The organism is Vibrio genomosp. F10 str. 9ZD137, assembly GCF_049974785.1.
Classification (GTDB): Bacteria; Pseudomonadota; Gammaproteobacteria; order Enterobacterales; family Vibrionaceae; genus Vibrio.
The window spans coordinates 1-7417 of record NZ_JBNGCJ010000331.1 but is presented as its reverse complement, the minus strand read 5'-3'; the positions used below and the strand labels follow the sequence as shown (position 1 = coordinate 7417).

Here is a 7417-nt window from a genome sequence, read left to right as displayed (position 1 = left end):
AGCAACTGAACCCCGTTGGTTCCTTTCGTTAAATGAGCCCGAATGCTGCGCTTCAAATGCTGCACTTTTCGTAATCGAATCAAGCGTGCATCTTGCTCCACATGAATCTCTTCCGAATGAGGGGTTAATCGTTCGACAATATCATCAACCACATATTGATTTTCATTCAAATTCTTTTCATCTTGCGCCAACCAATTCGCCAATTGCATATCTTGTGTGGCGTTGACTCCTCGGCCAATCGTACCGGCCAATGCTTCGGTATGCAGCTCTTGGTCGAATCGAGAATATAAACGTTCTGGTGTTGAACCCATGAAGCTATGCTTCTGGTCAAGAGACATCAAAAAATGAAAGCTATGGTGATTCTGGTTATAGCTTGCTTTGAGCAATTGCGCTGCGCTGACCGGCTTATCTAATTGAAGCACCGTCTTTCTTGCCAATACCACCTTTTTAAAGTCACCTGACTCAATACCATCAAGCACTTTATCCACCAAGTGCTGCCACTCATGCTCCGTTGGCGTATGATCAATATGATTAGTATGTGAGGATAATGACGGCAAGGGCACCACATCGCACTGAAGTTTGCGTAGTGACGTTAGCGTTCTATTGTTATCAGGTGTGATATTGACGGCAAGCGCCCAGGAATCATCAAAACGAATCAGCTCTATTTGCGGCAGAAAGAAAAAGGACGGCATACATCGACGATTTTTTTCAGTGTTACCATCAAAAGAACGCCCACCCCAAATTCGTTGATCCTCACCTAATATCGCATAAGCGGGGGCTGGATCCGAAAATGTGTACAACTGCCCCAGTGCAACCACTTCTTCACGAGTGTCTCTCGATTGCCAATAGAATTTGGGAAAAATAGGTTGCGCTTCCAACCAGTCGATAAAAGCAATGTTCGGGTTTTCCTCAAGAACTTGAACTAGACGTACTTCACCTTCTTTGGCGCACTTTACACGTTCAATAAGTTCACAAACTGCTTGATGAAAAGAAGACAATTCAACCTCGTATATCGATGATATTGCTATTATTAGACGGCTACTTTATTTACAGACTCCGTTCAAATCAAGGCTGTAGCTCTATTTTTACATATTCCTGTGATAAGAAACGTACAAAGATCAATCATCACCAAAATAAATACCAGATTTTCATTCTATCAAACCCGAAATTGAGATACTTTAAATATAGATTTGAATCATTTTTAGGGATTATGCAATGCAAAATATCGAGATGTCATCGAAACTCGATAATGTCTGCTACGACATTAGGGGTCCAGTACTCAAACATGCTAAACGCATGGAAGAAGAGGGGCATAAAATTCTTAAACTTAATATTGGTAATCCCGCCCCATTTGGTTTCGATGCCCCAGATGAAATTCTTGTTGATGTTATTCGTAATCTTCCGACCTCTCAAGGGTATTGTGATTCGAAAGGCATTTACTCTGCGCGTAAAGCCGTGGTTCAACATTACCAACGGAAAGGCATCCACTCTTTGGATGTGGAAGATGTCTACATTGGCAATGGTGTGTCTGAGTTGATTGTCATGGCGATGCAGGCGTTACTCAATAATGGCGATGAAATGCTAGTACCGGCGCCTGATTACCCTTTATGGACCGCTTCTGTTGCTCTTTCTGGGGGTAAGGCCGTCCATTATCTCTGTGACGAAGAATCTGACTGGTACCCGGATCTTGACGATATAAAAAAGAAGATTGGGCCTAAAACACGTGGCATTGTTTTAATTAATCCAAACAACCCCACTGGCGCGGTTTATAGCCGTGATTTTTTACTGGAAGTGATTGAAATTGCCCGTAAGCACAAGCTGATCATTTTCGCTGATGAGATTTACGACAAAGTTCTCTACGATGGTGCCACTCACACTTCTGTGGCGACGCTCACAGAGGATGTTCTGGTTGTGACCTTTAATGGGCTATCAAAAGCGTATCGAGTCTGTGGCTTCCGTGGCGGTTGGATGTTCTTAACTGGGCCTAAGCATCTTGCTAAAGGCTATATTTCGGGCTTAGAAATGCTCGCTTCCATGCGTTTGTGTGCCAATGTGCCGATGCAACATGCGATTCAAACAGCACTTGGTGGGTACCAGAGTATCAATGAGCTTATTTTGCCAGGTGGACGTTTATTAGAGCAACGTGACAAAGCATGGGAACTGATTAACCAAATCCCAGGCGTTTCTTGCGTTAAGCCAAAAGGGGCAATGTATCTGTTCCCGAAAATTGACACCAAAAAATACCGCATCAAAGATGATCAAAAGATGGTACTCGACTTCTTGATTCAAGAAAAAGTATTGTTGGTACAGGGAACTGGCTTTAATTGGCCAAAACCGGACCACTTCCGAATCGTCACTCTGCCTCATGTTGAAGACCTAGAAATCGCCATCGGACGATTTGAACGATTCCTTTCAACCTATAGCCAGTAAGTACACAGGCTAATAAGTACATAAGCCAGCAAGTATATGGGCTACCGTAGCGATACATCCCATTTCGGTGTTTCTAAATGGATACTTTTTCATAGACTGAGAGAGTGTCCATTTTTGTTTAGGTGAAGTTCATATAGTCTAGGAAGTGTGGATCTTTCGAGCTGATTTTTACAAAAGTTAACCGCGAAAGATCCACACGCCCTAGCTCCCTAAGCTCAGGATAATTTAATGATATTCAAGGATGTTTATTATTATGAAAGAGAATGATTCCCCAAAAGAAAGCCACTTTTTCGCGCATCTCGCTCGTATGAAACTGATTCAACGCTGGCCGTTAATGCGTTCGATTTCAACCGAAAACATTTCCGAGCATAGCCTTCAAGTTGGGTTTGTCGCCCATGCTCTCGCCGTGATTAAAAATAAAAAGTTCAATGGTCAACTCAACCCGGAACGCATCGCCATTTTGGGAATGTACCATGACACCAGCGAAGTACTCACTGGCGACCTCCCCACCCCTGTTAAGTATTACAACGAAGAAATAGCCAAGGAATATAAAAAAATCGAAGCGGCAGCAGAAAAAAAATTGTTATCGATGCTACCAGAGGAGTTTCAACAAGACTTCGCTCCCTACCTTGTCACCCAAAAAGCACACCCTGAAGACGCGGCGATCGTCAAACAAGCAGATACAATCTGTGCTTATCTTAAATGTTTAGAAGAACTCAGTGCCGGCAACCATGAATACGCACTAGCAAAAAAGCGCCTTGATATCACACTAAAAGAACGACGAACCGAAGAGATGATCTATTTTTTGAATACCTTCGCTCCAAGTTTTGAATTATCACTGGACGAAATAACGTAATTGTCCACCGTTTGGGTAAGACTTAGCTACACTTTGATTAATCACTAAAAACTTTGATTACAAATTTATAGGTATTATGTGTCAATAACGAGCGACCAAAAATTACTGCGGTTAATTAAGTACTTACCAATGGTCATCATTGGGCTTTCTCTTCTGGTACTCATTACTATCGTGTTATCAGCCAATCGAACGGCCTTAAAAGAAGATCTTGCCACCCTTCATACTGGGTTTTATCAAACACAGCGTGACACAATCCAATACCGAGTGGCGAATGTCATAGAACAAATTGAGTTTGAAAAATCAAACACAGAGAACATCCTAAAAAACGATATCAAAAACCGGGTTGATGAAGTAGTAGCTGCGGCAAATAATATTTATGCTCAAAACCAACACCTCGACAAATCCATCGTCAGTAAAATGATCACCGATGCTCTAAGGCCGATACGCTTTAATAACGATCGCGGATACTTTTTCATCTATCAGCTCGATGGCACCAATGTTATGCACCCCATTTTGCCTCATGTTGAAGGAAAATCGCTTTGGGATTTGCAAGATGCCCGCGGCGCCTATGTCATCAGAGACTCGGCAGAGCTAGCACAAACACAAACCCAAGCATTTCACCGCTGGTGGTGGGTTAAGCCCGACGCCATTGATCAGGAATTTGATAAAATCGGCTACCTCTCACTATTTAAGCCCTTTGACTGGTTCATCGGTGCTGGTGAGTATGTTGTGGATGTTGAAGAGGATATTCAACATCGTCTAATACAGCGGTTTTCAGATTATAGTTATGGTGAAGGTGGTTACATCTTTATTATGAACAGTAAAGGCGAATTGATCTCGCATCCCAACCAATCCCTGATAGGGGTAGATAGATTGGATGCCCAAGATGGTAACGGAACGTATTACGTACAGGAACTGATTAATCAAGCGCGTAATGGCGGCGGCTTTGTCGAATACCAATCCAGTTATACCCCTGTTGGCACCATGACCCCCGATAAACTCAGCTATGTGAGTTACCTGCCCGATTGGGACTGGGTAATCGGCACGGGTGTGTATACCGAAAAAATAGACAGTTTTCTTGCAGAAAGAGAAGCGTTGATCCAGCAAAAAAATTCGGAAGAAGTATTGAAGATCACTTTTCTAGGCGTCGTGGTTTCTCTAGTATTGGCGGCTCTGTCTTTATTTATTGGTAATACGGTTGGCCGTCGATTTTTACGCTTACAACATAAGATTAACCAAGATTTCCACGAGTTAGAAGAAACCAAAAATCAGCTTCAATATCTCGCGCTTCACGATAGCTTAACTAAACTGCCCAATAGGGTCTTCCTCATCGATTTTATTAATCAGCAAATTAAGCAGTGTCAAGGGAATGGAAAATACACCGCCATCATGTTTGTTGACCTCGATGATTTTAAGAAAGTCAATGATGCCTTTGGGCATTCAACTGGCGACCAACTTTTGGCGCAAATAGGGGCGAAATTTGAAACCTTGCTTAACCAGAATGAAATCGTGGCTCGGTTTGGTGGCGATGAATTCGTCTTCTGTTTTTCTAACCTTTCTAATGTCTTAGAAGCGGAAAATCGAGGTCTCGAGATTTGTCAGATCTTCCAGGAAGAGTTCCTTATCGCCGGTAAAGTTATTTCATCGAGTTGCAGTGTGGGTGTCTCCATCTACCCGCAAGATGCTCGTGACGCAGAAGATCTTATTGCCAAAGCCGATACGGCACTTTACACATCAAAAGCCCGTAAGAAAGGGAACGTATTATTTTATGATGAGTCTATTAACCGCCAAGTCCAGTATGAATTAAGCCTTGAGAATGAGCTTCGCTGCGCTCTAAAACTTGGGGAACTCTACATGGTGTACCAACCACAAATCGACTTAAACACAGGGAAGTTACAGAGTGTTGAAGCACTGATTCGCTGGAATAATCCGCTGCTTGGTCATGTGTCCCCTGTTGAGCTTATCCGAAAAGCCGAAGAGATCGGGCTTATCCACGAAGTGGGCCTGTTTGTTATTGAACGCTCGTGCCAAGAGATCATCAATCACTATCCAAATGGTGATGACAGCCTTGCTCTGTCAATCAATGTGTCACCTAGCCAACTGATCGCCAAAAACTTCATTCACGATTTAACATCAACGGTGGATAAACTGGGTATTGATCGACACCGAATCACGGTAGAAATCACTGAAAATGTGTTGATTAATGATTTGGAGATAGTGACGCCGATACTCAAACAACTTCGCGAGAGTCAATTCTCTATTTCTTTGGATGATTTTGGTACTGGGTTCTCATCACTCAGCTACCTGTCTAATTTGCCAATAACGGAGATAAAGATCGACCGAAGTTTCATCGATAAGCTATTGGTCAGCAAGCAAAGTGACGCCTTGATTAAAGCCATTATCGCAATTGGTGATTCACACTCGTTAAAAGTAGTCGCAGAAGGTATTGAGTCTTTAGAGCAATACCAAAAACTCAATGAATACCAATGTAATTTAGGTCAAGGATACTATTTTTCTAAACCTATCCTTATGAATGAGCTTGTAAACTACCGGAATGACCGTACATTAGCTTAGAGGTGAACGCTATTGTTATTATCGCAATCGGGAGCCATGTATTTCGGTGATAAGCATCCAGGAAAAAGGACGGTAGGCATGGATACAGAGATCAGCCCTCTTTGGCAAGATAGACACGATGATGAACATAAAATTAGGCGCGATGATCACCGAAGCCCATACCAACGTGATCGAGCGCGAATTTTACATTCTGCGGCGTTTAGGCGACTACAGGCTAAAACTCAGGTACATGGTAATAGTGTGGATGACTTTCACCGCACCCGCTTGACTCATTCCTTAGAAGCGGCACAACTCGGCACTGGCATTGTCGCTCAGTTGAAAAAGAAACAGTCCAAATTTAAAGACTTACTTCCCTCAGACAGCCTTATCGATTCTCTCTGTTTAGCGCATGATATTGGGCACCCTCCCTATGGACACGGAGGCGAAATCGCTCTCAATTATATGATGCGTGATCATGGTGGATTTGAGGGTAATGCGCAGACCTTCCGCATTGTCACTCAGCTCGAACCTTATACCGAACATTTTGGTATGAACTTGTCTCGCAGAGCCTTATTGGGGCTGATTAAGTACCCGGCCTTTTTGAGCCAAACTCAAGCCAAAGCAAAGCCTAAAGCCACCTTTGATCAGCGCCGCTTAAAAGCAACCGACTGGCTTCCTGCTAAAGGTATTTATGACTGCGATAAGCATTTCTTTGATTGGGTTATCAAACCCCTTTCAAAAAAAGATCAGGCGTTACTGTGCGAACTTCGCAGCGCCCCTTTATCGAGCCACCAACACAGCAAAACTCGTTTCAAATCTTTAGATTGCTCCATCATGGAATTGGCTGATGATATAGCCTATGGTGTTCATGATCTTGAAGATGCCATTGCACTTGGCATGATTAATCGAAACCAATGGGTAGAAGCCGCAGCCAGTCGATTATCAGAATGCGGAGAGCCTTGGTTTGAAGCGCATATTGCCTCAATTACTGAGATGCTATTCTCAGGAAAACACCACCAACGTAAAGACGCTATCGGCGGCATGGTGAACGCACTACTCACCAGTGTCACCATTCAATCCGTCGATGCTGATTTTGAGACCCAGTTACTGGCCTATAATGCGTATTTAGATGTAAATATGAGTAAAGCGCTGAATATTTTAAAGCACTTTGTCAGCCAGTACGTGATTCAAATTCCGCAAGTACAGATTGTAGAATACAAGGGCCAGCAAATTATTATGGATTTGTTTGAAGCGCTCAGTACCAACGCGGAACGCCTACTTCCTGACGTTGAAAAAAGTAAGTGGCAACTCTCGAAAGGAGACCCTAGCCAAAAGCTGCGAGTGATCGCTGACTATATTTCCGCAATGACCGATGGCCACGCGCAGCGGCTTCATCAACAATTGTTTTCCAACACATAGAGTGAAAAGCTACAGACTAAGCTAGTCGTTAAGGCTACGGAGATAATTTCGCTCGAAAACCCCTTCTGGCATCTGATCTATTTGAAACTGAATCATGTTGTCAAAAGTGGCCAGTAGCGGTGAGAAATCTTGCTCTGGCTGCAAGATACTGAGTAAGTG

General features: G+C 43.2%; 5 protein-coding genes and 1 pseudogene. 4 read left to right on the top strand and 2 right to left on the bottom strand.

Going from position 1 to position 7417, the window contains the following annotated elements; genetic code table 11:
- Positions 1-998: isochorismate synthase (locus ACP45E_RS06835; protein ID WP_069584828.1), on the bottom strand; the 998-nt coding region annotated here is incomplete at its 3' end.
- A 217-nt stretch (positions 999-1215) separates the two neighbouring features.
- Here ACP45E_RS06835 and ACP45E_RS06830 point away from each other — a divergent pair.
- From ACP45E_RS06830 to ACP45E_RS06815, 4 genes are all read left to right on the top strand, one after another.
- A complete protein-coding gene (locus ACP45E_RS06830; RefSeq protein ID WP_017034028.1) occupies positions 1216-2430 on the top strand; it encodes a pyridoxal phosphate-dependent aminotransferase in 1215 nt (404 codons plus the stop codon).
- A 241-nt stretch (positions 2431-2671) separates the two neighbouring features.
- Positions 2672-3286 carry a 5'-deoxynucleotidase gene (gene yfbR, locus ACP45E_RS06825; protein WP_017034029.1) on the top strand — a complete coding sequence of 205 codons (615 nt, stop codon included), beginning with the start codon at positions 2672-2674 and terminating at the stop codon, positions 3284-3286.
- A gap of 78 nt (positions 3287-3364) precedes the next feature.
- Positions 3365-5860 carry a bifunctional diguanylate cyclase/phosphodiesterase gene (locus tag ACP45E_RS06820; protein WP_241801565.1) on the top strand — a complete coding sequence of 832 codons (2496 nt, stop codon included), beginning with the start codon at positions 3365-3367 and terminating at the stop codon, positions 5858-5860.
- A gap of 78 nt (positions 5861-5938) precedes the next feature.
- Positions 5939-7258, top strand: coding sequence for an anti-phage deoxyguanosine triphosphatase (locus ACP45E_RS06815; protein WP_017036951.1), 1320 nt, complete (start codon positions 5939-5941; stop codon positions 7256-7258).
- Between the two features lie 21 nt (positions 7259-7279).
- On the opposite strand, the pseudogene ACP45E_RS06810 reads toward ACP45E_RS06815, so the two are convergent.
- Positions 7280-7417, bottom strand: a pseudogene (locus tag ACP45E_RS06810) (DTW domain-containing protein); the annotation flags it as partial.